Origin of the sequence: Pseudomonas germanica, from assembly GCF_019614655.1 — a bacterium.
In the GTDB taxonomy this organism is placed as follows: Bacteria; Pseudomonadota; Gammaproteobacteria; order Pseudomonadales; family Pseudomonadaceae; genus Aquipseudomonas; species Aquipseudomonas neuropathica.
Genome location: NZ_CP071586.1, coordinates 1918141 through 1941048, shown reverse-complemented (window position 1 = coordinate 1941048; position 22908 = coordinate 1918141). Strand labels below are relative to the sequence as shown.

Annotated in this window: 23 protein-coding genes; 14 read left to right on the top strand and 9 right to left on the bottom strand. The window is 59.1% G+C overall.

Annotation, left to right across the window (positions count from 1 at the left end; translation table 11 throughout):
• Positions 1–307 precede the first annotated feature (307 nt).
• The 3 genes from J0G10_RS08595 (at position 308) to J0G10_RS08585 (ending at position 5354) form a co-directional block, all read left to right on the top strand.
• The gene (locus tag J0G10_RS08595) at positions 308–1666 is read left to right on the top strand and encodes a TolC family outer membrane protein (RefSeq protein WP_095125547.1); all 1359 of its coding nucleotides are present in this window, start codon (positions 308–310) and stop codon (positions 1664–1666) included.
• A gap of 156 nt (positions 1667–1822) precedes the next feature.
• Positions 1823–3982, top strand: coding sequence for a type I secretion system permease/ATPase (locus tag J0G10_RS08590; protein WP_220558297.1), 2160 nt, complete (start codon positions 1823–1825; stop codon positions 3980–3982).
• 10 nt (positions 3983–3992) lie between these two features.
• On the top strand, positions 3993–5354 hold the full coding sequence (locus J0G10_RS08585) for an HlyD family type I secretion periplasmic adaptor subunit (protein ID WP_095049302.1): 1362 nt from the start codon (positions 3993–3995) through the stop codon (positions 5352–5354).
• Positions 5355–5468: 114 nt separating this feature from the next.
• Here the strand turns inward: J0G10_RS08585 and J0G10_RS08580 are convergent, their stop codons facing one another.
• Together J0G10_RS08580 and J0G10_RS08575 are read right to left on the bottom strand one after the other, a co-directional pair.
• On the bottom strand, positions 5469–6065 hold the full coding sequence (locus J0G10_RS08580) for a tRNA-uridine aminocarboxypropyltransferase (RefSeq protein ID WP_095049301.1): 597 nt from the start codon (positions 6063–6065) through the stop codon (positions 5469–5471).
• Positions 6066–6083: 18 nt separating this feature from the next.
• Positions 6084–6977, bottom strand: a complete 894-nt coding sequence (locus tag J0G10_RS08575; protein WP_007914510.1) for a LysR family transcriptional regulator — start codon at positions 6975–6977, stop codon at positions 6084–6086.
• 292 nt (positions 6978–7269) lie between these two features.
• On the opposite strand from J0G10_RS08575, the gene speB reads away from it, so the two are divergent.
• From speB to J0G10_RS08545, 6 genes are all read left to right on the top strand, one after another.
• Positions 7270–8220 carry an agmatinase gene (gene speB / locus J0G10_RS08570; protein WP_003222717.1) on the top strand — a complete coding sequence of 317 codons (951 nt, stop codon included), beginning with the start codon at positions 7270–7272 and terminating at the stop codon, positions 8218–8220.
• Positions 8221–8230: 10 nt separating this feature from the next.
• On the top strand, positions 8231–8653 hold the full coding sequence (locus tag J0G10_RS08565) for a YybH family protein (protein WP_064119611.1): 423 nt from the start codon (positions 8231–8233) through the stop codon (positions 8651–8653).
• A gap of 57 nt (positions 8654–8710) precedes the next feature.
• Positions 8711–10213 (top strand): purine-cytosine permease family protein, encoded by a 1503-nt coding sequence (locus J0G10_RS08560; RefSeq protein ID WP_095049300.1) that lies wholly within the window; start codon positions 8711–8713, stop codon positions 10211–10213.
• A 151-nt stretch (positions 10214–10364) separates the two neighbouring features.
• A complete protein-coding gene (locus tag J0G10_RS08555; protein ID WP_095125550.1) occupies positions 10365–11744 on the top strand; it encodes a sodium:solute symporter family protein in 1380 nt (459 codons plus the stop codon).
• An 86-nt stretch (positions 11745–11830) separates the two neighbouring features.
• Entirely contained in the window at positions 11831–12556 is a 726-nt protein-coding gene (locus J0G10_RS08550) for an MBL fold metallo-hydrolase (RefSeq protein ID WP_095049298.1), read from the top strand.
• A gap of 43 nt (positions 12557–12599) precedes the next feature.
• A complete protein-coding gene (locus J0G10_RS08545) occupies positions 12600–12848 on the top strand; it encodes a phosphopantetheine-containing protein (RefSeq protein ID WP_034153223.1) in 249 nt (82 codons plus the stop codon).
• A gap of 104 nt (positions 12849–12952) precedes the next feature.
• On the opposite strand, the gene J0G10_RS30120 is transcribed toward J0G10_RS08545, so the two are convergent.
• Together J0G10_RS30120 and ptrR are read right to left on the bottom strand one after the other, a co-directional pair.
• Positions 12953–13081 (bottom strand): PA1414 family protein, encoded by a 129-nt coding sequence (locus tag J0G10_RS30120; RefSeq protein WP_007914492.1) that lies wholly within the window; start codon positions 13079–13081, stop codon positions 12953–12955.
• Between the two features lie 142 nt (positions 13082–13223).
• Complete coding sequence (ptrR, locus tag J0G10_RS08540; protein WP_095125552.1) at positions 13224–14117, bottom strand: putrescine utilization regulator PtrR; 894 nt, start codon at positions 14115–14117, stop codon at positions 13224–13226.
• A 104-nt stretch (positions 14118–14221) separates the two neighbouring features.
• Between ptrR and J0G10_RS08535 the strand changes: the two genes are divergently transcribed.
• Positions 14222–15403 (top strand): MFS transporter, encoded by a 1182-nt coding sequence (locus J0G10_RS08535; RefSeq protein WP_095049296.1) that lies wholly within the window; start codon positions 14222–14224, stop codon positions 15401–15403.
• On the opposite strand, the gene J0G10_RS08530 is transcribed toward J0G10_RS08535, so the two are convergent.
• From J0G10_RS08530 to J0G10_RS08515, 4 genes are all read right to left on the bottom strand, one after another.
• Positions 15348–16280 carry a DMT family transporter gene (locus J0G10_RS08530; protein ID WP_099758297.1) on the bottom strand — a complete coding sequence of 311 codons (933 nt, stop codon included), beginning with the start codon at positions 16278–16280 and terminating at the stop codon, positions 15348–15350. The two genes, J0G10_RS08535 and J0G10_RS08530, sit on opposite strands and share 56 nt — an antisense overlap.
• 225 nt (positions 16281–16505) lie before the next feature.
• Positions 16506–17447: an IS110 family transposase gene (locus J0G10_RS08525; protein ID WP_220558825.1), complete on the bottom strand. Its 942-nt coding sequence runs from the start codon at positions 17445–17447 to the stop codon at positions 16506–16508.
• 249 nt (positions 17448–17696) lie between these two features.
• The gene (locus J0G10_RS08520) at positions 17697–18101 is read right to left on the bottom strand and encodes a DUF2177 family protein (RefSeq protein WP_220558296.1); all 405 of its coding nucleotides are present in this window, start codon (positions 18099–18101) and stop codon (positions 17697–17699) included.
• Positions 18102–18204: 103 nt separating this feature from the next.
• Positions 18205–19041: a CvfB family protein gene (locus J0G10_RS08515; RefSeq protein WP_095049293.1), complete on the bottom strand. Its 837-nt coding sequence runs from the start codon at positions 19039–19041 to the stop codon at positions 18205–18207.
• A gap of 340 nt (positions 19042–19381) precedes the next feature.
• On the opposite strand from J0G10_RS08515, the gene J0G10_RS08510 reads away from it, so the two are divergent.
• The 3 genes from J0G10_RS08510 (at position 19382) to J0G10_RS08500 (ending at position 21440) form a co-directional block, all read left to right on the top strand.
• The gene (locus J0G10_RS08510) at positions 19382–19570 is read left to right on the top strand and encodes a hypothetical protein (RefSeq protein ID WP_170844885.1); all 189 of its coding nucleotides are present in this window, start codon (positions 19382–19384) and stop codon (positions 19568–19570) included.
• Positions 19571–19775: 205 nt separating this feature from the next.
• On the top strand, positions 19776–20492 hold the full coding sequence (locus J0G10_RS08505; RefSeq protein ID WP_093438058.1) for a TorF family putative porin: 717 nt from the start codon (positions 19776–19778) through the stop codon (positions 20490–20492).
• Between the two features lie 78 nt (positions 20493–20570).
• Positions 20571–21440: a DUF6279 family lipoprotein gene (locus J0G10_RS08500; RefSeq protein WP_095049292.1), complete on the top strand. Its 870-nt coding sequence runs from the start codon at positions 20571–20573 to the stop codon at positions 21438–21440.
• Between the two features lie 121 nt (positions 21441–21561).
• On the opposite strand, the gene J0G10_RS08495 is transcribed toward J0G10_RS08500, so the two are convergent.
• The gene (locus J0G10_RS08495) at positions 21562–21954 is read right to left on the bottom strand and encodes a transcriptional regulator (protein WP_220558295.1); all 393 of its coding nucleotides are present in this window, start codon (positions 21952–21954) and stop codon (positions 21562–21564) included.
• A 172-nt stretch (positions 21955–22126) separates the two neighbouring features.
• Here J0G10_RS08495 and J0G10_RS08490 point away from each other — a divergent pair, with 172 nt between their 5' ends.
• On the top strand, positions 22127–22861 hold the full coding sequence (locus J0G10_RS08490; RefSeq protein WP_220558294.1) for a DUF899 domain-containing protein: 735 nt from the start codon (positions 22127–22129) through the stop codon (positions 22859–22861).
• Positions 22862–22908 lie beyond the last annotated feature (47 nt).

The window sequence follows — 22908 nt, the reverse complement described above, 5'->3', positions numbered from 1 at the left end:
CATCAACCGCTACGCGTCCCTCCCCTTCAGCATTACTTCGCCGTATGTCGCAAAGTGAGTGGAACTTTCCTCAAGCCTTTTTGCGCTCCCTAAAGCGCATAAAACAAAGGCTTTCATGCTGAACAATGTGCCGGTTTTTACAAAGCGCATAAGTTTTTTTCGGCATAAGCCTTATGAAAATTTTTTCTTAGCTACGCTTCAGGATGTTCTTAGCTCTGTTGTTACAAGAGTGAAACGCCTACACCTAAAAATATCGTCAAATATTTGGCGACAGTAACACACCATCAGGACTCAGGGAGATGCACCCATGCGCGTTCTAACCCCCCTCTGCAGCGCGGTTTTGCTGGCCATGGCTTGCACTTCTCAAGCCCAGGCCATGAACCTCACCGAGGCCATTCAAAGCACCATCGCCACTCACCCGGAACTGGCCTCGCGCGTGGACGCGCGCCTGTCGGCTGATGAACAAGTCAAAGTCGCGAAGGGCGGCTTCTATCCGTCCGTCGATTTGAACGCCGCCTATGGCCGTGGCTACAGCGACAACACCAATACCCGGGCCTTCGGTAATCACCACACCGAAATCCTCAATTACACCCAGTCCGAGCTGCGCCTGCGGCAGATGCTGTTCGACGGTTTCAACACCGCCAACGAAGTCGAACGCACCAAAGGCGTGTCGAATTCGCGCGCGTACTACGCGCAAGGCACTGCCCAGGATCTGGCTCTGCGCACCATTGAGGTCTACCTCGAAGTGCTCAAGCGTCGTGAACTGGTGACACTGGCCAAGAACAACCTGCAGGCGCATTTGCGCGTCAACGATCAGATCGGCCTGCGCACCGAGCGTGGCGTCGGCAGCACCGCTGACTCCGATCAATCGGTCGCTCGTAAGGCCTTGGCACAGAACAACCTCGACACCGCCGAAGTCGATCTGTCTGACGCCGAAGCCAACTTCTACAGCGTGGTCGGGCGCATGCCCGATGAGCTGGAAACCCCGGCCTCAACCCGTGGCGAACTGCCGACCGAATTGCGTGAAGCCCAGCAGAGCATGGTCGACAACAACCCGTATCTGAAGTCCGCCCAGGCTGACGTGCAATCGGCCGAGAGCCAGTACGAAGTCGCCAAGTCGCCTTTCTATCCACGCTTCGACGCGGAAGCGGCCGTCGGCGCGAACAACAATGTGCAAGGCGATGAAGGCCACGACAACGAATGGCGCGTGGGTGTGGTGATGAACTACAACCTGTTCCGTGGCGGCAGCGACAAGGCGCGCCTGGCCTCCGATGCGCACCAGATCAATCAGGCGATGGACATCCGCAACAACGCCCTGCGTCAACTCAACGAGAACATTCGCCTGGCGTGGAACGCCATGGAAAACGCGAAGAAACAGACCCCGACCGCCCGCGAATACGCGGAAACCACCAAACGTGTACGCGCGGCGTATCAGGATCAGTTCGGCCTGGGCCAACGCACCCTGCTCGACTTGCTCGACAGTGAGAACGAGCTCTACAACGCCAACCGTCGCTACACCGAAATCCGCTACACCGAGGAGTATTCGATGTACCGCGTGCTGGCGAACATGGGCCAGTTGCTGAGCAAACAACGGGTGGTGCTGCCGGCCGATGCGATCGCCGCGACCGAAGTGAAAAACGAAGCGCGCCTGCCCGAACTGAAATAACCAACGCAGGAGTCAGCTTTGCCCTGATCGTTCCCACGCTCCGCGTGGGAATGCAGCCCGTGACGCTCCGCGTCACTCGACGCAGAGCGTCCCTAGAGGCATTCCCACGCAGAGCGTGGGAACGATCAATGAAGCGGTAACAGGGGAGCGATCAATATGACCAGCATGGAACCCGGCCACACCGGGATCGATCCGCGGCTGAGCTTCGATGATCCGTTACTCGACGGTCTGTTGATCCTCTGCAAACTGCATGGCGCGACGGTCAGTCGCGCCAGCCTGAGTGCCGGCCTGCCGCTGAACAAGCAACGCCTGAGTCTGGACCTGCTGCCCCGCGCCGCCGCCCGGGCCGGGTTGCAGGCACGGATTCTGCGCCGCGAGCTGAAAGACATCTCGCCGCTCAATCTGCCGATCCTGCTGCTGCTCAACGACGGCCGCACCGCCGTATTGCGGCGCTTCGGCGACGACGGCAAAGCGCTGATCCTGCCCAGCGAAGCCGATGGCGGCGAGCAATGGATCAGCCGCGAAGAACTCACCGAGCACTACAGCGGCCAGGCATTATTCGCCCGTCCGCGCCACGAACTCGAAGACCTGCGCTCGCCGCTGGTGCCACGGGTGCATGCGTGGTTTCGCGACACCCTGAAGCTGTCGAAATGGTTGTATAGCGATGCGATTCTCGCCAGTTTCCTGATCAACCTTTTAGGCCTGATGGTGCCGCTGTTCGTTATGCAAACCTACGACCGTGTGGTGCCGAATCAGGCCACGTCGACACTGTGGGTGCTGTCGATCGGGCTGTTGATCGGCACCGGTTTCGAACTGGTGTTACGCGTGGTGCGCGCGCACCTGCTGGATACCGCCGGCAAGAAAACCGATGTGATCCTTTCCGCGACTTTGTTCGAGCGCATCACCGGCATGTCGATGAAGGCACGGCCGGCGACCATCGGCGGTTTCGCCCAGAGCATTCATGACTTCCAGGGCCTGCGCGAATTCCTCACAGCGGTGACCCTGACCAGCCTGATCGACCTGCCCTTCGTCGTGCTGATGCTGGTGGTGATCGGCCTGCTCGGCGGCTGGCTGGTGGTGATTCCGCTGCTGGCGTTTCCGATCACCATTATCTTCGCGATGATCATTCAGGTACGTCTGCGTGACACCGTGCAAAAGAGCCTGAGCCTCGGCGCCGAACGTCAGGCGGTACTGATCGAAACCCTCGGCGGCCTGGAAACCCTCAAGGCCTGCAGCGCCGAAAGCGAGCGCCAGCACAAATGGGAAAGCACCCACGGCGCCCTCACCCGCCTCGACAGCCATGCACGCAATCTGTCGGCACTGGCCACCAATGGCACGTTGTTCATTCAACAGTTCTCGGGGATGGCGACGATTGTCGCCGGGGTCTACAGCATCATCGCTGGAAACCTCAGCGTCGGTGCGCTGGTTGCCAGTTACATGCTCGGCAGCCGTGTACTAGCGCCGCTGGGGCAGATTGCCGGGCTGATCACCCGCTATCAGCAAGCGCAACTGACCATGAAAAGCACCGATGCGCTGATGGCCTTGCCGCAGGAACGCGACGGCAAGCAGCGGCCGCTGGAGCGTACGCAACTGCAAGGCGCGCTCGACGTCAGCGGCGTGACCTTTCACTACAACGGCCAGAATGCGCCGGCACTGAGCAATGTCAGTTTCAGCCTGAAACCCGGTGAACGGGTCGGCATCATCGGCCGCAGCGGTTCGGGCAAAAGCACCTTGGCGCGATTGGTCATGGGTTTCTATGAACCCGAAGAAGGCCAACTGTTGCTTGACGGTCTCGACCTGCGCCAACTCGATGTCGCTGACCTGCGCCAGCAGATCGGCTACGTCGCTCACGATCTGCCGCTGCTGGCCGGCAGCCTGCGTGACAACCTGACCCTCGGCGCACGCTACATCAGCGATGCGCGGATGCTCGAAGTCGCCGAACTGACCGGCGTTACCGAACTTGCCCGACAGCATCCGCAAGGTTTCGACCGGCCGGTGGGCGAGCGCGGGCAATTGCTTTCCGGCGGCCAACGTCAGGCCGTTTTGCTCGCACGATCGCTGCTGCTCGACCCGCCGATCATGCTGCTCGACGAACCCACCAGCGCCATGGACAACAGCAGCGAGGACTTACTGCGGCAGAAGCTGCACGGCTGGGTGCAAGGCAAGACACTGCTGCTGGTCACCCACCGCACTTCAATGCTGAGTCTGGTGGACCGCTTGCTGGTGCTGGACAACGGCCGGGTCGTCGCCGACGGCCCGAAAGAAGCGGTCATCGATGCACTGCGCAAGGGCCGTGTCGGCTCGGCGGCGGTTTAGGAGTTGCCCCATGTCTGCTTCCACCGATAGCAAAGAGCGCGGCTACTTCGACAGTTTCGGCAAAAGCGCCGAAGCCGAATTCATGCCGGAAACCGCCGGTGCCTCGTTACAGGATTCGCCGCGCTGGTCGCGGATCACCGTGTGGCTGGCGGCGGCGCTGCTGATCAGCGCGGTGGTCTGGGCCAAATTCGCCGTGCTCGAAGAAGTGACCATGGGCGAAGGCAAGGCGATTCCTTCGAGCAAGATTCAGGTGATCCAGAACCTTGAGGGCGGCATCGTCACCGAAATCTTTGTACGTGAAGGGCAGATGGTGAACAAAGGCGATACCCTGCTGCGTCTGGATGACACGCGCTTTCGCTCGAACAAGGGCGAAAGCGAGGCGGATCGTTATGCGCTGACGGCGCAGGTCGAACGGCTGTCGGCGGAGGCCGAAGGTCGGCCGTTCAAGCTCTCCGATGAAGTGATCGCCAAAGCCCCGCAAGTCGCCGAAGACGAGCGCTCGCTGTATGAACAACGTCAGCGCCGGCTGGCCAGCGAGCAGCGCACGCTCAGCGAACAACTGCGGCAGAAGACTCAGGAACTCGCCGAGTTTCGCTCCAAGCAGGGTCAGTTCAGCTCAAGTCTGGCGTTGCTGCAGCAAGAAATGAACATGTCCGAGCCGCTGGTGAAAACCGGTGCGGTATCACCGGTGGAAATCCTCCGACTCAAGCGCAGCGCGGTAGAAATCCGCGGCTCATTGAACGCGACGACGCTGGCGATCCCCCGCGCCGAATCGGCGATTGCCGAGATCCGCAGCAAGATCGACGAGTCGGAACAAACCTTCCGTTCGGAAGCGGCGAAAGAGCTGAATGAGAAACGCACCGACCTGTCGAAAATCACCGCCACCAGCATCGCCATCGACGACCGCGTCACCCGCACTACGGTGACCTCTCCGGTGCACGGGGTGATCAAGCAATTGAAGGTCAACACCATCGGCGGCGTGGTTCAGCCGGGCAGCGACATGGTTGAAATCGTACCGTTGGAAGACAACCTGTTGATCGAGGCCAAAGTGCGGCCGCAGGATGTCGCGTTCCTGCATCCGGGCCAGAAAGCCATGGTCAAGTTCAGTGCCTACGACTACACGATCTACGGCGGACTGAGTGCCAAACTGGAGCTGATCGGTGCCGACACGATTACCGATGACAAGGGCAACAGCTTTTATCTGATTCAGGTGCGCACCGATAAAAACCATTTGGGCGGGGATGTGAAACCGTTGCTGATTATTCCGGGGATGGTGGCGACGGTGGACATTATTACCGGGGAAAAAAGTGTCCTGGATTACCTGCTCAAGCCAGTGTTGAAAGCGCGGACCGAGGCGATGCGCGAACGCTAGCCAATGATCGTTCCCACGCTCCGCGTGGGAATGCCGCCCGGGACGCTCCGCGTCCCTTCACGACGGTGACGCAGAGCGTCACCGGATGCATTCCCACGCAGAGCGTGGGAACGATCATTTGTCGCCATGGTTACGCTGGAAGGTCTCCTCGCCCATCGCCGCAATCTGCCCCTCGATCAACGCCTCGAACGGCTTGAGCAAAGGCTCGAATGAAGCCGGCGCCTCCAGCGTTTGCAACGCCTGCACAATCGCCTCGATGGTCGACAACGCCCCCGGCCCCGGAGCCTTGCGCAAGCGATACCGCGACACCCCGCCCTCGGCCAGCGTCACCCGTGGCAGCGCCGCCAGCAACGGATTGAGGTGCAACATCTTGCGCGCCTTGCGCCAGGTGCCATCCGGCACCACCAGCAACAACGGTTCCTCGGACTCACCGTAAGCCTGCATCGGCTGCGCGTCATCGGCCGGAAACAACAACCGCGCCTGATACCCCGGGCGGTTCAACAGCGCCGGCAAATCCTCGAACACCTCACCGACGATCAGCTCGGCATTGCTCAACCCCAGCGCTGCCAGACGCGCGGTATTCAACGCGTGATGAACCTCGCTCGGATGCTGCAACAGCAACACCCGCGTGCGACTGTCGAGGCTCGGGATCAGCGGGCACAGGCAATGGGTTTGGGGGCGCAGGCAGCGCGGGCATTGAGGTCTGGACATACTTCTTTTCCCTACAAGCTAAGCCTGATTGAGCTGTGCTTTGAGCAAATCGCGGAAGGTCTGGATCAGCGGTTCACGGCTACGGCCCCGGCGCATGATCATCGAAAACGGTGCCTGATAACCGAAGGTCGCCGGCAGCAACACGCGCAGGTCACCCTTGTCGGCCCAGGCCTGAGCGTAGTGCTCCGGCAAATAACCGATGTAGGCACCGGACAGCACCAGAATCAGCTGTGCCTCCATGCTTTCCACCGTCGCGGCGCTGTGTTTGAAACCGTGCCGTGCGAGTTCCGCCTGACTCCAGTAACCGCGCCCGACCATACGTTGCTGGGTGATGACTTGCTCGGGAATCCGCCGCTCGTTGAATAACGGATGGCGACTGCTGCAATACAACCAGTGCTGCTCGCGGTACAGCGGCATGTAGATCAGGCCGCTCATGCGCGTGGAAAACGCACCGATGGCCAGATCGAGACGGTTGTCCTGCACGCCGAGTTGCAGTTCGTACGGGCTCATCACCGACAGATGCAAATGCACCGCCGGGTGTTCCTGACTGTAGGCGCCGATGGCTTCGGCGAACGGCAAGGCCTTGTCGCTGACGGTGGAGTCGATCACGCCGAGGTTGAGTGTGCCGCGCAGTTCGCCCTTGAGCGCCGCGGCGTATTGCTCGAAACCTTCGAGTTCGGCGAGCAGGCGCAGGGTTTCCTGATGGAACAGCTCACCCTTGCTGGTCAGGCTGAACCCGCCGCGCCCGCGATGGCACAGCACCAGGCCGAGCGCGGCTTCGAGCTGGCTCATGTAGGTGCTGATCGCCGAGGTCGACAGGTTGAGTTCCTGTTGTGCGTTAGCGAAACCCTGATGACGGACCACGCTGACGAAAATGCGTAATAGTTTCAGGTCGGGTAAAGCGTTGGCCATGTCTACTCCAAGGATCGTTCCCACGCTCTGCGTGGGAATGCAGCCCGTGACGCTCTGCGTCACCTGCGAGTACGGCTGGACGCGGAGCGTCCGTAGATGCATTCCCACGCGGAGCATGGGAACGAGCAGGTGTGGAAGTCTGGCATTAGTTTAGAAAAATCTGAACTAAGTTTTTGCCCGTAGCGATTCTTTCCCCTCACTACATTTCGCATCATCGGCCCCACAGCGGCGCCCGAACCTGTGCTCCACGGCGCGCCGACATAAATAAAACAAAGACGATGAGGCCTTACCCGTGGACAAGATTCTTCACCAACCACTGGGCGGCAACGAAATGCCGCGCTTCGGCGGCATCGCCACCATGCTCCGACTCCCCCATGTACCGACCGCTGCCGGCCTGGACGCTGCCTTTGTTGGCGTGCCCCTGGACATCGGTACTTCGCTGCGCCCCGGTACCCGCTTCGGGCCACGCGACATCCGCACCGAATCAGTGATGATCCGCCCCTACAACATGGCCACCGGCGCTGCGCCGTTCGACTCACTGTCGGTCGCCGATATTGGTGACGTGGCGATCAACACCTTCAACCTGCTCGACGCCGTGCGCATCATCGAAGAAGCCTACGACAACATCCTCGAGCACAACGTGATCCCGATGACCCTGGGTGGCGACCACACCATCACCCTGCCGATCCTGCGGGCGATTCATAAAAAGCACGGCAAGGTCGGTCTGGTGCACATCGATGCCCACGCTGACGTCAACGATCACATGTTCGGCGAGAAGATCGCCCACGGTACGACCTTCCGTCGCGCCGTCGAAGAAGGCCTTCTGGACTGCGACCGCGTGGTGCAAATTGGTCTGCGCGCGCAGGGTTACACCGCGGACGACTTCAACTGGAGCCGCGATCAGGGCTTCCGCGTAGTTCAGGCCGAAGAGTGCTGGCACAAGTCGCTGGCGCCGCTGATGGCCGAAGTGCGTGAGAAAGTCGGCGGTGGTCCGGTGTATCTGAGCTTCGACATCGACGGCATCGATCCGGCCTGGGCACCGGGCACCGGCACCCCGGAAATCGGTGGTCTGACGACCATTCAGGCGATTGAAATCGTTCGCGGCTGCCAAGGCCTCGACCTGATCGGTTGCGATCTGGTAGAAGTCTCGCCCGCTTATGACACCACCGGCAACACCTCGCTGCTGGCCGCCAACCTGCTGTACGAAATGCTCTGCGTACTGCCTGGCGTGGTCCATCGCTGAGGGTCGGGTCATGAACGAACGTGATCAGGTTCTGCAAGCGGCCGCCGATCTGGTGGCCGCCTTCGCCCGTAACGATCGCGAAGCTTACTTCGGCGCCTTCAGCGCCGATGCGAGTTTCGTTTTCTACACCCTCGAACAGCCGCTGCTGTCGCGCGATGCCTATCAGGCCTTGTGGGACAGCTGGCGCGCCGAGGATGGCTTCGAGGTGCTTGCGTGCACCTCGAGCAACGCCTTCGTCAGCCTGCAAGGTGATGTGGCGATTTTCATCCATGACGTGGCCACCGAGCTGCGCATGCAAGGGGAGCAACACTTCAGCCAGGAGCGCGAGACGATTGTTTTCAAGAAACAAGCGTCGAGCCTAGAACAACAAGGCCATTGGCTGGCCTGCCACGAACATTTGTCCGCAATGCCGGAAGGGCTGCCATCCCCTTAGCCAAAACAGGTGACGCCTCACGCACGATGAGGCGCGCCTTTATGATCGGAGCAGATCATGAATAACAACAACAACGACCAAAGCCTTACGCAGATTGAAACCCACGGGGTCGAGCAGATCCCGGACCACGAACGCAGCGCAGGCCCGACGGACTTGTTCCGGATGATCTTCGGCGGTTCGAATACCTTTGCCACCGCCGTGCTCGGCAGTTTCCCGGTGCTGTTCGGTCTGTCCTTTCAGGCCGGCGTCTGGGCGATTGTGTCGGGCGTGCTGCTTGGCTCGCTGATTCTCGCACCGATGGGTCTGTTCGGTCCGCTCAACGGCACCAACAATGCCGTGTCGTCCGGTGCGCACTTCGGCGTGCACGGGCGGATCGTCGGTTCGTTCCTGTCGCTGTTGACCGCTATCGCGTTTTTCTCGCTCTCGGTGTGGAGTTCGGGCGATGCGCTGATCGGCGGTGCAAAACGCCTGATCGGTCTGCCGGAAACCGACCTGACCCTGGGCCTGGCCTACGGTCTGTTCGCAATTCTGGTGCTGACCGTGTGCATCTACGGCTTCCGCTTTTTGCTGTGGGTGAACAAGATCGCGGTGTGGAGTGCCAGCCTGTTGTTCCTGCTGGGCATCTTCGCCTTCGCCGGTCCTTTCGATGTGAACTACGCCGGTACGGTGAGCCTAGGTCAGCCGGGCTTCTGGGCCGCGTTCATCGGTGCTGCGCTGGTGGCGATGAGCAACCCGATTTCCTTCGGCGCGTTCCTCGGTGACTGGTCGCGCTACATCCCGCGTGACACCTCCAAACAACGGATCATGGCAGCGGTCGTGCTGTCGCAGATCGCCACGTTCATCCCGTTCCTGTTCGGCCTGGCCACCGCGACCATCGTCGCGATCAAGGCGCCGGACTACATCGCGGCCAACAACTATGTCGGTGGTTTGCTGGCGGTGTCGCCGAGCTGGTTCTTCCTGCCGGTGTGCCTGATTGCGGTGATCGGCGGCATGTCCACCGGCACCACTTCGCTGTATGGCACCGGGCTGGACATGTCCAGCGTGTTCCCGCGGGTGCTGTCGCGAGTGAAAGCGACACTGCTGATCGGCGTGCTGTCGATTGCCTTCATCTTCATCGGCCGGTTTGCGGCGAACCTGGTGCAGAGCGTGTCGACTTTCGCCGTGCTGATCATCACCTGCACCACGCCATGGATGGTGATCATGATCATCGGTCTGTTGGTGCGCCGCGGCTTCTACTGCCCGGATGACCTGCAAGTGTTCACCCGTGGCGAACAGGGCGGACGCTACTGGTTCAGCCACGGCTGGAACTGGCGCGGTCTTGGTGCATGGATCCCGAGCGCGGTGGTCGGTTTGTGCTTCGTCAATCTGCCGGGGCAGTTCGTTGGCCCGTTGGGTGAAATGGCCGGCGGCATCGACATCAGTTTGCCGGTGACCCTGGGCCTGGCTTCGGTGGTGTACCTGACGCTGCTGAGCCTGTTTCCGGAACCGCGCGAAGTGTTCGGCCCCAAGGATGCCCGGCGTGAAGCCGCAGTAAAACCTCAACTGCGTCAGGCCGCCTGACGAAGATCCCTGTAGGAGTGAGCCTGCTCGCGATGACTTCAGCACATCCAATAAAGATGTGACTGACAGACCGCTATCGCGAGCAGGCTCACTCCTACAAGGGAAATGATTTTGGCCTCAACATAAAAAAGACAATCGGAGACACGCCATCATGGCTTTGGATTTATTCGTCGTCCTCATCTACGCCGCCGGCATGCTCTTGCTCGGCTACTTCGGCATGCGCAAGGCCAAGACCAACGAGGACTTTCTCGTTGCCGGTCGAAACCTCGGCCCGAGCCTGTACATGGGCACCATGGCCGCGACTGTTCTGGGTGGCGCGTCCACCGTCGGCACCGTACGTCTGGGCTACGTGCATGGCATCTCCGGTTTCTGGCTGTGCGCGGCTCTGGGTTGCGGCATCGTTGCGCTGAACCTGTTCCTCGCCAAACCGCTACTGAAACTGAAGATCTACACCGTTACCCAGGTCTTGGAAAAACGCTACAACCCGATGGCGCGCTCGGCGAGCGCGGCGATCATGCTGGCCTACGCACTGATGATCGGCGTGACCTCGATCCTGGCGATCGGCACCGTGCTGCAAGTGCTGTTTGACCTGCCATTCTGGGTTTCGGTACTCGTCGGTGGTGGCGTGGTGGTGATCTACTCGGCGATCGGCGGTATGTGGTCGCTGACCCTCACCGACATCGTCCAGTTCATCATCAAGACCGTGGGCCTGATGTTTATCCTGTTGCCGATCTGCCTGTACCGCGTCGGCGGTTGGGACGAACTGGTGCTGAAACTGCCGGCGACTGCCTTCAGCTTCACCACCATCGGCTGGGACACGATCATCACCTACTTCATGATCTACTTCTTCGGCATCCTGATCGGTCAGGACATCTGGCAACGGGTGTTCACCGTCAAGACCGCCAAAGTCGCGCAATACGCCGGCAGCATCGCCGGCATCTACTGCATCATCTACGGCTTGGCCTGCGCGCTGATCGGCATGGCTGCACACGTGCTGATCCCGGATCTGGACAACGTCAACAACGCCTTCGCCGCCATCGTCAAACTGTCGCTGCCGGACGGCATCCGTGGTCTGGTGATCGCGGCTGCACTCGCGGCGATGATGTCCACCGCCAGCGCCGGCCTGCTCGCCGCCGCCACCACGCTGACTGAAGACTTGCTGCCGAAGCTGCGTGGCGGCAAACAGTCGAGCCTGGGCGTCAACCGCCTGTTCACTCTGCTGACCGGTGTCGTGGTGCTGGGTATCGCGCTGGTGGTAAATGACGTGATCAGCGCCCTGACGCTGGCGTATAACCTGTTGGTGGGCGGCATGCTGGTCCCGCTGATCGGTGCGATTTTCTGGAAACGCGCGACCACCGCCGGCGCCATCGCCAGCATGGGCCTGGGTTTCGCCACCGCACTGCTGTTCATGTTCAAGGACGGTCTGGATGCCAATACGCCGATCTACTACAGCCTGGCGGTGGGTCTGGTGAGTTTCGTGGTGGTCAGCCTCGCCTCGCGCCGTCCTGTCTCGGTGGCCCGCGCGATCTAAGCTGAAACATAACGACTTGATGCTTTCTTCGACGAGTGTGGCGTCGGTTGCCACACTCGTTTTTTTACGCTTGGAGAAAAGTACCGATGAAGATCGTTTCTCGTGATCAGTGGTTTGAAGTGCAGCACCTGAGCGATGGCATTCGGTTGATTCACGAGCCGTATATCCGCCCGTTCTACCGCTGCAACCTCTGGCATGTGCAGGGCCGTGACAAAGACCTGCTGCTGGACAGCGGCTCAGGACTGGTCAGCCTGCGCGAACAGTTGCCGTGGATTACCGAGCGGCCACTGGTGGCAGTGGCCAGTCATTGCCACTTCGACCATATCGCCGGGCATCACGAATTTTCTGAACGACTGGTGCATCCGGCCGAAGCGGACATTCTGGCCGCGCCGGATGGCGAAAACGACTTGAGCCGTGCTTTCGTTGGCGACGACATGTTCGAAGCGCACCCGGATTGCCCGTTGTGCTACGCCGAGTACCGGGTCAAAGCCGCGCCGGCGACCGGGTTTGTCGAGGACGGTGATGTGCTGGATCTGGGCAATCGCACGCTGCAGGTGCTGCACACGCCGGGGCATTCGCCGGGCGGCATCAGCCTGTATGAAGCGGCGACTGAAACGCTGTTCAGCGGCGACATCATCTACGCCGGGCCGCTGATCGAAGACGCCTACCACTCCAATCTTGAGGATTACGCCACCAGTCTGCGACGTTTGCAGGCGTTGCCGATTCGCACGGTGCATGGCGGGCACTTCGGTAGTTTTTCCGGGGAGCATTTGCGCTCGATGATTGACGAGTGGTTGCGCGGCCACGCCTGAGGCCTGCTTCACTCAAGCACAACAACAATCAGAAATATCTGCCATGAGAAGAGCTGCCGTGCGTGCCGCCGTGCACCGATATATCCGGCGTCTGTTGGAAACCCGCGAATTCAACGACAACACCAGTCTGGTGCAACTGGGCCTGGAGAAAGCCGATATAGAAGATTTGATCTTTCATCTGGAAGATGAATTCGGCCTGACGGCGTTTACCGCCGAGGAAGACCGCATGCTCAAGACCGCGAAGACCGCGAATGACTTGAGCCGGTTTTTACTGGAGATCGGCCGTCATTAAAAGCAAAAGATCGCAGCCTGCGGCAGCTCCTGCATTAATCCGTGCAGGAGCTGCCGCAGGCTGCGATCTCTTGATCTGAATCCTTTGATCTCGGATCGGGGGGCTTACCGGCGCCGTTGTTGACGGCGGCGCTGCTCGTCATCGGTGCGGATCGGGACAGGTTGCAGAGGCGGTTCGATCAAGCCAAGGGCAACACCCAAGTCGTGCAGCCAGTTTTGAATTTTCTCTTTCATCGTCATGCCCCCTTCAGGGTGGTGCTGAGCGGCCGGAATTCTGAGGCCGCTTCGCACTGATAATAGTCCGAAGTCCTACGTAATGCTCGGCCAAATCCGCAATGATCTGTTACTGAATTGAACAGAATATGCCGCCATTGGTTCAGGCTGTTTCTCGGGTTTCAATCTGAGCCGCAGGATAGACAGCCTGCTGCACCTCAATCCATGCATTGAGGTTGGCGCCGACCATGCCCTTGCGCCACATGAGCCACGTTGTCGCACCCACAAATGGCTCGGCCAATGGATGCACCGCGACGCTGTCACGCCCCGGCAGACTGGCCAGCATCGACTCCGACATCAGCGCCACGCCACTGCCGGCAATCACACAGGCGAGCATGCCTTGATACGACTCGATCTCCATCGCCCGGCCCATAGTCGCGTGATAGTGCGAAAACCACGCCTCCAGGCGCATGCGGTAGGAACAGCCGCGACGAAAGGTGAACACCGAACGCCCTTCAACATCCCGCGCGCTGCGCACCGGCGGATGATCGATTTCAGTGATCAACACCAACCGCTCCTCGCACAACGGCACGCCGTCGAGCCCGGCGAGTTCCAGCGGGCCATCGACCAACGCGGCATCAAGGCGCCCGGTGAGCAACCCCTCCAGCAACTCGCCACTCGGTGCTGACTGCACTTGCAGATTCACCGCTGGATAGCGCTTGTGATACTGCGCCAGCAGCGCCGGCAGATGAATCGCCGCCGTGCTGTACATGGTGCCCAGAGCGAAGTCACCGGCGGGTTTGCCGCCCATCACCGCCGCACTGGCCTGATCGCGCAGGGCGAAGAGTTTGCCGGTGTAGTCCAGCAGGACTTTTCCTGCAGGCGACAGTTGCAAACGCTGACGCTCACGGACGAATAACTCGACACCGAGCTGCTCCTCCAGTTGCTTGAGCCGGGTCGATAGATTCGATGGCACGCGGTGCAGGCGTTCCGCAGCGCGGGTGATGGAACCTTCCTCGGCCACGGCCTGGAAGATCCGTAGTTGGCTGAATTCCACAACCTTTCTCCAGAACAGAACAAGTTACTCACTATTATTCAATTTTAAAGAAAGTCAATCAGTCCTAGCCTGACGGTCATTGAAGCCCTCACGGAATTCCGACCATGTCGCCGCTTATTCGCTTATCTGCCTGCTTCGTGGCCCTGATGATGGCCATGGGCATCGGACGTTTCGCTCTCACCCCGCAAATGCCGCACCTGCTCAGCGAAGGTCAGATCGACCTGACAGCCGCTGGTCTGATTGCAGCGGCCAACTACCTCGGTTACTTGCTCGGCGCGGTGGACGCGATGTTCGCCCATCGCCCGCAGCAGGTTCAGCGGCGCCTGCACGGTGGCTTGTGGCTCTGTGTGCTGCTGACCCTGGCATCGTTCTGGGCCGATGGTTTTTGGTCGCACCTGGTGCTGCGCTTTGGCACCGGGGTGGCGAGTGCCTGGGTGCTGGTGATGATTACGGCTTTAAGCCAACCGTTGGCAGCGGCAGCGGGTCGTCCACGTTTGGGCGCACTGGTATTCGCCGGACCGGGCTTAGGGATTTTTCTGACAGGATTGTTGGCACTGGTCTCACATCTTCTCAACCAGACTTCCGCGACGTTGTGGCTGATTTACGCAGCGGCTGCGTTGGTGATGATGCTGAGCGTATGGCGACTGCTGCCTAAGCCCGTCGCAACGGCTGCAGTTGCTGTGGCGGCAAGCAATCCATCGAATCGCGGCATCGGGCGGCTGGCCGTGATTTATGCGCTGTACGGCGTCGGCTACATCATTCCGGCGACATTCCTGTCGCAGATGGCCAATGAGCAGTTTCACGGACAATGGCAGGCGGACTTGTTCTGGCCGTGCTTCGGTCTGGCTGCGGCGCTTGGCGTGTTGCTGGTGAGTCTACGGCGTCACGATCCCGAAACGACGCGCCACTGGTTGATGGCGACGTTGTGGCTGCAAGCGGCCGGTGTCTTTGCCTGCCTGCTCGGCAGTGGCCTGGGCCTCGCACTGGGCGTGATCCTCTGTGGCACACCGTTCCTCGCCTGCATGCAACTGGTCATGCAACGCTCGCGGGAACTGGCGCCGCATGCCACCCAACGCAATGCCGGCATGCTCACCGCGTGCTTCGCCGTCGGCCAACTCAGCGGCCCGTTGCTGGCGGCGTTGAGCAGCCATTTCAGCGGCGGTTTGCAGCCAGCATTGGTCATCGCCGGCAGCGGATTGTTGATTGCCGGCGGTCTGGCGATGCAGTCGACTAGCGCTGGCCCAGCGCTTTGCGCAAACGCCGACGCAGCCACTGCTCGGCGCTGACAAAAGTGATGCCGAGCAGCACCAGTACAGCGCCAACGACGAAGTTCACAGTCAACTGTTCGCCGAGCAGCAACACGCCAAAGGTCACGCCGAACAGCGGCGTCATGAACGAAAACACCGCGAGGTTGGCTGCCAGATAACGGCGCAGCAACCAGAACCAGATCAGGTAGCTGAAGAACGATACCACCAGGCCCTGGAACAACACGCTGGCCACCGCCACGGTGGTCAGGCTGACGTGGGTGATCTGGCCGCTGAACAGCGCAATCAAGAGCAGCCCGATGAAGCCGACGATCAATTGATAGAACAGGGTCAGCGTCACCGGTGCTTCCGACAGCCGTGATGCGCGCACCACCACCGTAGTCGCGCCCCAACAGGCGCCAGCCAACACGCCAAAGGCATCGCCGAGCAGCATGCGCCGGTCGAGGTTGTCCCACGACACACCGCCGGCAAAGGCAATCGCGATGCCGATGAAGGCGAGCAGGATGCCAAGCCATTGCAGCGGCCGCAGTCGCTCACTGGCCAGCAGAAAGTGCACACCCAACGCGGTGAAAATCGGTGCGGTGTAGAGGAACACCGACATGTGCGCAGCAGTGGTCAGTTGCAAGCCTTCGGCGATGAAAAAAAACTCCAGACCAAACAGCGCACCGGCCAGCAGGCCACCACGCCAGGTCGTACCGACCTGATCCCAGCCACCTTTCCAGCAGATCAGCAAACCGACCAGCAACGCGGAAATTCCCGAGCGCCCCGCCGCTTGCATCACCGGCGCGATGTCCGCTGCGGCCCACTTGATCATCACCTGTTGCACGCCCCAGATCAGGCAGAGGCCGATCATCACTTGCAGGGCAAAACTGTCGGCATTGCGCCGCTCGACGCTCACCGCAACACCTCGAATACACACAACATGGCAGGCCATCCAATGGTCAGAAAACAGTGTCGAGGATTATCAATGACTCGAGCGCAAAAAGCCGTCTGGAAAAGACATTTTGTGCTTCATTGGCGCCAGTGGTGAATGGCTATCGGCTACGCCGCCATTCGCGAACGAGCTCGCTCCCACTTTGGAATGCGTTCGCCTGTGGGAGATTCTATGGTTGAGGGGAAGCCCTCAACTGACTTTTGTCTGGTATTCGCTTTGCCCTTTCAGCAAGGCGAATACCACCCGAGCAAGTTTGCGAGCCAGCATCACCAACGCCTGCGTGGTGCTGAAACCCCGTGCTCTTTGGGCCTCGTAAAACCCTTTCCAGGCTTTCGTACGGCTAGCCGACATCGCAGCGTTGTGCAAAAGTCGGCGGGCCTCGGGGTCTCCGCGCTTGGTCAAGCTGCGGCGACCGTCCTTTTGCCCTGATTTCGATACCCTTAAATCCATGCCCAGGAAGGCGATAAACGCATCCGCGTTGCTAAATTCCCCCCGCTGAAACGCCGTGAGCAGGCGCGCTCCGGTCAGAAATCCAATGCCCTCAACTTTCAGGCAACGCTTCAATTGGCCGAGCAAACCGGCTTGTTTGAGCTGATCGTTGATCGTCTTTTCGATCATCGTTTCAAGCCGCTGCATGGATTTTATTTGTTCAGCAAAAGCTGCCTTCAATAGCGGCTCATTCGACCAGCTCTGCACCAGGCCGACCCTTGCCTGGACCAAAGCCGCGCGGCGGCGGAAAAGGCTCAGGAGCTGGCGGTACAGCGGTGATGGCGGGGTCCAGGGGCGCAACTCCTCGGCTTCGTTCTTCAGGTAACGGGCCAGCAACTTGGCGTCCAAGGCGTCGGTTTTGGCGCGGATCTTCACGCCTTCGCGGTAATGTTTGAGTTCATAGCCGCCCACCATGTAAATCGTGCAACCGGCCGCATAGGCCAAATCAGCGAATTCCAAGTGGTAGATGTTTGTAGCCTCAATGGCAATAGACACGGGGCCGAGCAAGGCCTTCAGCCACTGCTTAATGGATGTTTTGGTGTTGGGAATCGCTTCAAGCAGATCGCTATCGGCCTGATAAATCACCAGTTCATTTTTGGCGACATCCACGCCAACGATCGGATTTGATAGAGCGACTGGCATTGCCACAGGATTTCCTCCGGGATAAGGTTTGAGCACTTGAAGGGCTCACCCAGAGGCGCAGGCTTGTTCCTATCGTCGGTCTAGCCAGATGCATTCTTTATCGGCGCTTGGGTGAAAGGAGGAGGGGCGAAATCTCCCACGGTCTGTGCTGCGTCAACAGTCAGAATCGAGCCTTGTCCCTCCTCCTCCCTTCAAGTCCTACCATACAAGCGAGCCTGCTCGCGAAGAGGCCGGCATTGCCAACCCAGATTACCGATCAGATATGCCAAACCGTTTAGCCAACAAAAACCCGACGCTACAAGCCACAGCAGTAGCAAACATACCCCACGCCCAATCCATCAGCGTCACCTGCACCGACCAGCCGCGCAACGTCGCCCAATTGGTCAGGTCATAGGTGCCATAAGCCACCAGCCCCAACAACGCGCCCCGCTTCGCCGCCCACTGCCAGGTCGCCGCAGGCAGCACCACAAACACCACGCAGCCAAATACATACAGGCAATAAAAAACCGCTGCGGGAATCAGCAGCGGTTTTTCGAGCATCAGCGGGCCGAGCAGTTCGCGATAGGTCGGCGCCATCAACAGGCCGAGCCAGATACCGTCGAGCAACAGAAACGCAATCAGCGTCGCAACATAGGCAACCAGAGACTTCTTCATCACACCCGCCCTCATGTAGGAGCTGCCGAAGGCTGCGATCTGTTGATCTTCAAAGTCAAAAGATCGCAGTCTTCGGCAGCTCCTACATGGGGCCAGCGGTGTCTCAGGTTAGTTCAATACGATCGGCGTGAATGACGATTTTGCCTTCCTTGTACAGCGCACCGATGGCCTTCTTGAAGTTGCCCTTGCTGACGCCGAACAGGCTGCTGATCAATGCTGGATCGCTCTTGTCGCTGACCGGCAACGTGCCGCTGTTGTCACGCAACTTGGCGAGGATCTTCGAGTTCAGGCTGCTCGCCGCTTCCTGGCCAACCGGTTGCAAGCTCAGGGCGATCTTGCCGTCGGCACGCACTTCCTTGATGTAGCCCTTCTCGCTCATGCCGGCGCGCATGAACTTGAAGATTTCGTTCTTGTGAATCAAACCCCAGTGCTTGTTGTTGATGATCGCCTTGAAGCCCATGTCGGTGGCTTCGGCAACCAGCAGATCAACTTCCTGACCCTGACTGTAATTGGCCGGAGTCTTGTCGAGGTAGCGATCCAGTCGCGCAGTGGCGGTGATACGGCGGGTGTGCTTGTCGAGGTAGACATGCACCACGCAGTATTCGCCGGCGGTCATCTGGCGCTTCTCTTCGGAATACGGCAGCAACAAATCCTTCGGCAGCCCCCAATCGAGGAACACACCGATGCTGTTGACTTCAACGACTTTCAGACTGGCAAATTCGCCGACCTGCACTTTCGGTTTTTCCGTGGTGGCGAGAAGTTTGTCTTCGCTGTCCAGATAAACAAAAACGTTGAGCCAATCTTCATCTTCGGTCGGAATATCTTTTGGGATATAACGATTAGGCAAAAGAATCTCGCCATCGGCTCCGCCATCCAGATATAAACCGAAGTTAGTGTGTTTAACCACTTGCAAACTGTTGTAACGCCCGACTAAAGCCATTTCCAGAACCCTCATTGCGTGGGCGGCATTCTACCCGTTTTTATCGTGGCCGTCGGGTGACAGATCGGCACGCGTGTGAAACCGGCTCAACACCTTGATTTTTCTCGGGCGCAGCCGGGCCGAGGTGCCGCTCGTCAGACAGACACGAACGCTCATGACTGAATATTTCAATGCACGCGCACATAAATGTTGTTATTTAAAACAGCAGGTTAGCCGGATATTTCGAATATTGGATCGAGAATAATGCAGCAATGCGGTTGGTTATTCCGGGGGATATTTACCAAGCAATTGTCAAGTTATTCCTGTACGATGCCTGGCCGAGTTACTTTTCTACAGGTTAATGGCCGCCATGCGTGTAAAAGCATCCTCCAGCAAAGCAAAGCCAGCTCCAGCCGTTGAAACCAGCGAATCGATCAACGATCAGATCGCAGCGTTTCTCAAGTCTGGTGGCGAGATTCAGCAAATTGCCAAAGGCGTCAGTGGCCAGACATTCGGCCCGTCCAAGCAGATCAGCCTGGGCAAGAAGTAACACCGGTTTTACACCCGTCCAGAGGCGCTTTGAGCTTTGAAGCGCCTGGACTGGCACCGCGTAACCTCCCTCCTTTTTAAACAAAATTCCTTGTAAATCGACGAACGGCCTTCAATGCCGATCATTCGCCGGTATCCTTGCACGCGTCTAGATCAAGCGTTTCAGCAGGCCCGCCTTCCTGCGCTCGCTGTTCATGGAGTGACGCATGCGCAAATCTTCCTGTTTATTGCTCGTAAGCCTGATAGTCGGCTCGACCGCGCACGCGCAGATTTTCCAGCGTGAACTCGGCGACTTCGATCTCAAACTCGGTACCACGCCCACACGCAGCATGGCTCAAGGCCTGGTCAAACCGGCGGCAGTCGGTTCCTTCCATGGCGGCCTAGACCTGAGCCACGACAGCGGCCTCTATGTCGGCCAGTACGCACCGAGCATGGGCATCTCCCCGGGCAAGAACCTCGAAATCGACTCCTACGTCGGATTTAAACAACCTTTCGATCAGACCCTCGGCTATGAAGTCGGCATGATCCACTACAGCTATCCCAAGGTAGACACTCTCGACAGCCAGGAGCTGTTCGGTGGCCTGACCTTGCTCGGCAGTCGTTTCGGCGTGGCCTTCAGCAATGACCCGGATAAACAGAACAACACGTTGTTTGCCGATCTTGGCGGCAACCAGCCATTCGGCATCGGCGTCAGCATGAAATACACCACCCACCAACTGAACACGCCAGTGGCCGTGGACGGTGGTTATGTCGGCAGTTTTACCGATTGGTCGGTGAAATTGTCCCGACCATTCATGGGCGTCGACCTCGATCTGATCTACAGCGACTCCAGTCTCAGCGGCAGCGATTGTTCGGCCTACTCCGGGCACAACAGCGAGTGCGACGGCCTCGTCACCCTCAAGGCTGCGCGCGCGTTCTATTGATTGGCTGAACTGCCGGGTTCATTCTGCGTTCACATAGGAATCAGTTCCTCGAAGCCAGGCTCACGCAAGGATTCGCCCATGTCTCGCTGGTTCAAACACATCGCCGCACTACTGATTTTCACCCTCGCCCTCGGCGCTTGCAGCCGTGTCGGCCTGGCCTATCGCAACCTCGATGTGATCATTCCATGGACGCTCAGCGACTATCTGGACATGAACGGCGAGCAAAAGGACTGGTTCAACGAGCGGCTCAAGGATCACTTGAACTGGCATTGCACCACACAATTGCCGGGTTACCTGGACTGGCTGGATCGTTTACAAACGATGGTCGAGACCAATCAGGTCAACGATGCCGCATTGCAGGCGCGCACTGCGGAAGCAAAGCAGGCGATTGCCGAAACCGCTCGAGAGATCACCCCGTCGGCAATCGAGTTGCTGCAAGGGCTGGATGACAAGCAAGTGGCCGAGATGAATGACGCGTTTGCCAAGGATCTGCGCAAGCGTCAGCAGGAATACCTTAAACCACCGCTTGATCAGCAAATTGCCGAACGCGGGGCGCGAATGGTCAAACGTCTGAACGACTGGCTCGGCCCCTTGAGTGCCACGCAAGAGCAGCGGGTAATGACGTGGTCGACCGCCCTGGGCGATCAGTACACCCAATGGATTGCCAACCGGGCCCATTGGCAAAAGCAATTCAGTGCAGCCGTCGCACAACGCAAAAGCCCCGAATTCCCACAGAGAATCGAGACGCTTCTGGTCAATCGCGAGAGTTTATGGACAGCCGATTACCGCAAAGCCTTCGCCGAAACTGAAGCGCAGGGACGCTCTCTGGCGGTGGATTTGATGGCCCAAAGTACGCCGCAACAGCGTCAGCGGTTGTTGAAGAAGATCGAAGGAGTGCGCAAAGACTTCAACGACCTCAAATGCCTCAAGGCCGCGCAAAAAACCTGAAGACTCCTAAATCCAATTGTAGGAGTGAGCCTGCTCGCGATAGCGGTTTCCAGTCAACATTGATGTCACTGGAAGACCGCTATCGCGAGCAGGCTCACTCCTACAGGGGATCTGCGTAAACTCAGGCGATCTGGGCTTTCGAAGCCACTTCCTCAAAGGTCGCCTCGGCCAGCGCATCCTCCTGCTCATCCAGCACCTGACGCGGGTGATCATTGCCAGGAATGCTGCTGTCGATCAGGCTCAGCAAGCTGGAACCGCGCGGGGTCAGAACAAAATTGTTTCCGGTGCTGCCCTCCTCATCCGGGCGCGGTGCGATATAGCCGCGCAAGAGCAACAACCGTTCATAGTCGCAAGCCAGCGTTTTCAGATGATCCAGATTCTCGATCGGCTCGCCGGCGCTGGCTTTCGCCGCCGCATAATCTTCGGCGTAAGCCCGAGGGGCAAAACTGTGGCCGGCACTGTTCTGCACTTCGTGCAGTAAGCGTTCAATCAAATCCCAGTTATAAGTCGTCATCCTGATACAACCTCCGGTGCGCATGATTTATGGCGCGTTCATAGGTTGTGACCGGAGTGGCTGTCAGCCGTTCAGCCGCATTTCCCGCAGCGACCGACCGGCGGTCTGTCGATCCTGCGCAGGGTTAAACGACTAGTCTGAAACAGGCTTCAACCCCGCAGGAGAAATCATCATGAACGTTGAGAATCATCCGGTGGTGTCGCGCGAAGAATGGCTCGCCGCCCGTAAGCAGCATCTCGCTGACGAAAAAGCTTTCACCAAAGAACGCGACCGCCTCAGCGCCAAACGTCGCGCATTGCCATGGGTAAAGGTCGACAAGGACTACCGCTTTCAGGGCCCGAACGGCGAATTAAAGCTGGGGGATCTGTTCGGTAAACACAGCCAACTGGTGATCTACCACTTCATGTTTGCCAAGGACTGGAAGGAAGGTTGCCAGGGTTGCTCGTTCCTCAGCGACCACATCGACGGTGCCAACCAGCATCTGGCTCATCACGACATCGCCGTGGTTGCGGTTTCGCACGCGCCGTTCAACGAGTTCCAAGACTTTAAACGGCGCATGGGCTGGAAGTTCGACTGGGTGTCGTCGGAAGGTTGCGACTTCAACTATGACTTCGGCGTTTGTGCCCGGGCTGAGGATGTCGCGGCCGGAAAGGCTACGTACAACTACGAAAAGACTGACAGTGCTGAGGAAGAAATGCCTGGTCTGAGCGTGTTTTATCGTGATGCAAAGGGCGACATCTTCCACACCTACTCAACTTACGCTCGCGGTCTGGACATGTTGGTAGGTGCCTACAACTATCTCGACCTCACGCCCAAGGGCAGGAATGAGGACGAGATCATGGAGTGGGTGCGGCATCATGATCGGTATGACGGGGAAAAAGTGTCCAGTTGCTGCCACGAAAAATAAGTAGCGAGTAGACGGAAATTGTGGGGTGGGAGCGCTCACTAGTGCCC

Coding starts and splice junctions, on each gene's coding strand:
- J0G10_RS08595 (WP_095125547.1), top strand. CDS start 308: ATGCGCGTTCTAACCCCCCTCTGCAGCGCGGTTTTGCTGGCCATGGCT.
- J0G10_RS08590 (WP_220558297.1), top strand. CDS start 1,823: ATGACCAGCATGGAACCCGGCCACACCGGGATCGATCCGCGGCTGAGC.
- J0G10_RS08585 (WP_095049302.1), top strand. CDS start 3,993: ATGTCTGCTTCCACCGATAGCAAAGAGCGCGGCTACTTCGACAGTTTC.
- J0G10_RS08580 (WP_095049301.1), bottom strand. CDS start 6,065: ATGTCCAGACCTCAATGCCCGCGCTGCCTGCGCCCCCAAACCCATTGC.
- J0G10_RS08575 (WP_007914510.1), bottom strand. CDS start 6,977: ATGGCCAACGCTTTACCCGACCTGAAACTATTACGCATTTTCGTCAGC.
- J0G10_RS08565 (WP_064119611.1), top strand. CDS start 8,231: ATGAACGAACGTGATCAGGTTCTGCAAGCGGCCGCCGATCTGGTGGCC.
- J0G10_RS08560 (WP_095049300.1), top strand. CDS start 8,711: ATGAATAACAACAACAACGACCAAAGCCTTACGCAGATTGAAACCCAC.
- J0G10_RS08555 (WP_095125550.1), top strand. CDS start 10,365: ATGGCTTTGGATTTATTCGTCGTCCTCATCTACGCCGCCGGCATGCTC.
- J0G10_RS08550 (WP_095049298.1), top strand. CDS start 11,831: ATGAAGATCGTTTCTCGTGATCAGTGGTTTGAAGTGCAGCACCTGAGC.
- J0G10_RS08545 (WP_034153223.1), top strand. CDS start 12,600: ATGAGAAGAGCTGCCGTGCGTGCCGCCGTGCACCGATATATCCGGCGT.
- J0G10_RS30120 (WP_007914492.1), bottom strand. CDS start 13,081: ATGAAAGAGAAAATTCAAAACTGGCTGCACGACTTGGGTGTTGCCCTT.
- J0G10_RS08535 (WP_095049296.1), top strand. CDS start 14,222: ATGTCGCCGCTTATTCGCTTATCTGCCTGCTTCGTGGCCCTGATGATG.
- J0G10_RS08525 (WP_220558825.1), bottom strand. CDS start 17,447: ATGCCAGTCGCTCTATCAAATCCGATCGTTGGCGTGGATGTCGCCAAA.
- J0G10_RS08520 (WP_220558296.1), bottom strand. CDS start 18,101: ATGAAGAAGTCTCTGGTTGCCTATGTTGCGACGCTGATTGCGTTTCTG.
- J0G10_RS08515 (WP_095049293.1), bottom strand. CDS start 19,041: ATGGCTTTAGTCGGGCGTTACAACAGTTTGCAAGTGGTTAAACACACT.
- J0G10_RS08510 (WP_170844885.1), top strand. CDS start 19,382: ATGGCCGCCATGCGTGTAAAAGCATCCTCCAGCAAAGCAAAGCCAGCT.
- J0G10_RS08505 (WP_093438058.1), top strand. CDS start 19,776: ATGCGCAAATCTTCCTGTTTATTGCTCGTAAGCCTGATAGTCGGCTCG.
- J0G10_RS08500 (WP_095049292.1), top strand. CDS start 20,571: ATGTCTCGCTGGTTCAAACACATCGCCGCACTACTGATTTTCACCCTC.
- J0G10_RS08495 (WP_220558295.1), bottom strand. CDS start 21,954: ATGACGACTTATAACTGGGATTTGATTGAACGCTTACTGCACGAAGTG.
- J0G10_RS08490 (WP_220558294.1), top strand. CDS start 22,127: ATGAACGTTGAGAATCATCCGGTGGTGTCGCGCGAAGAATGGCTCGCC.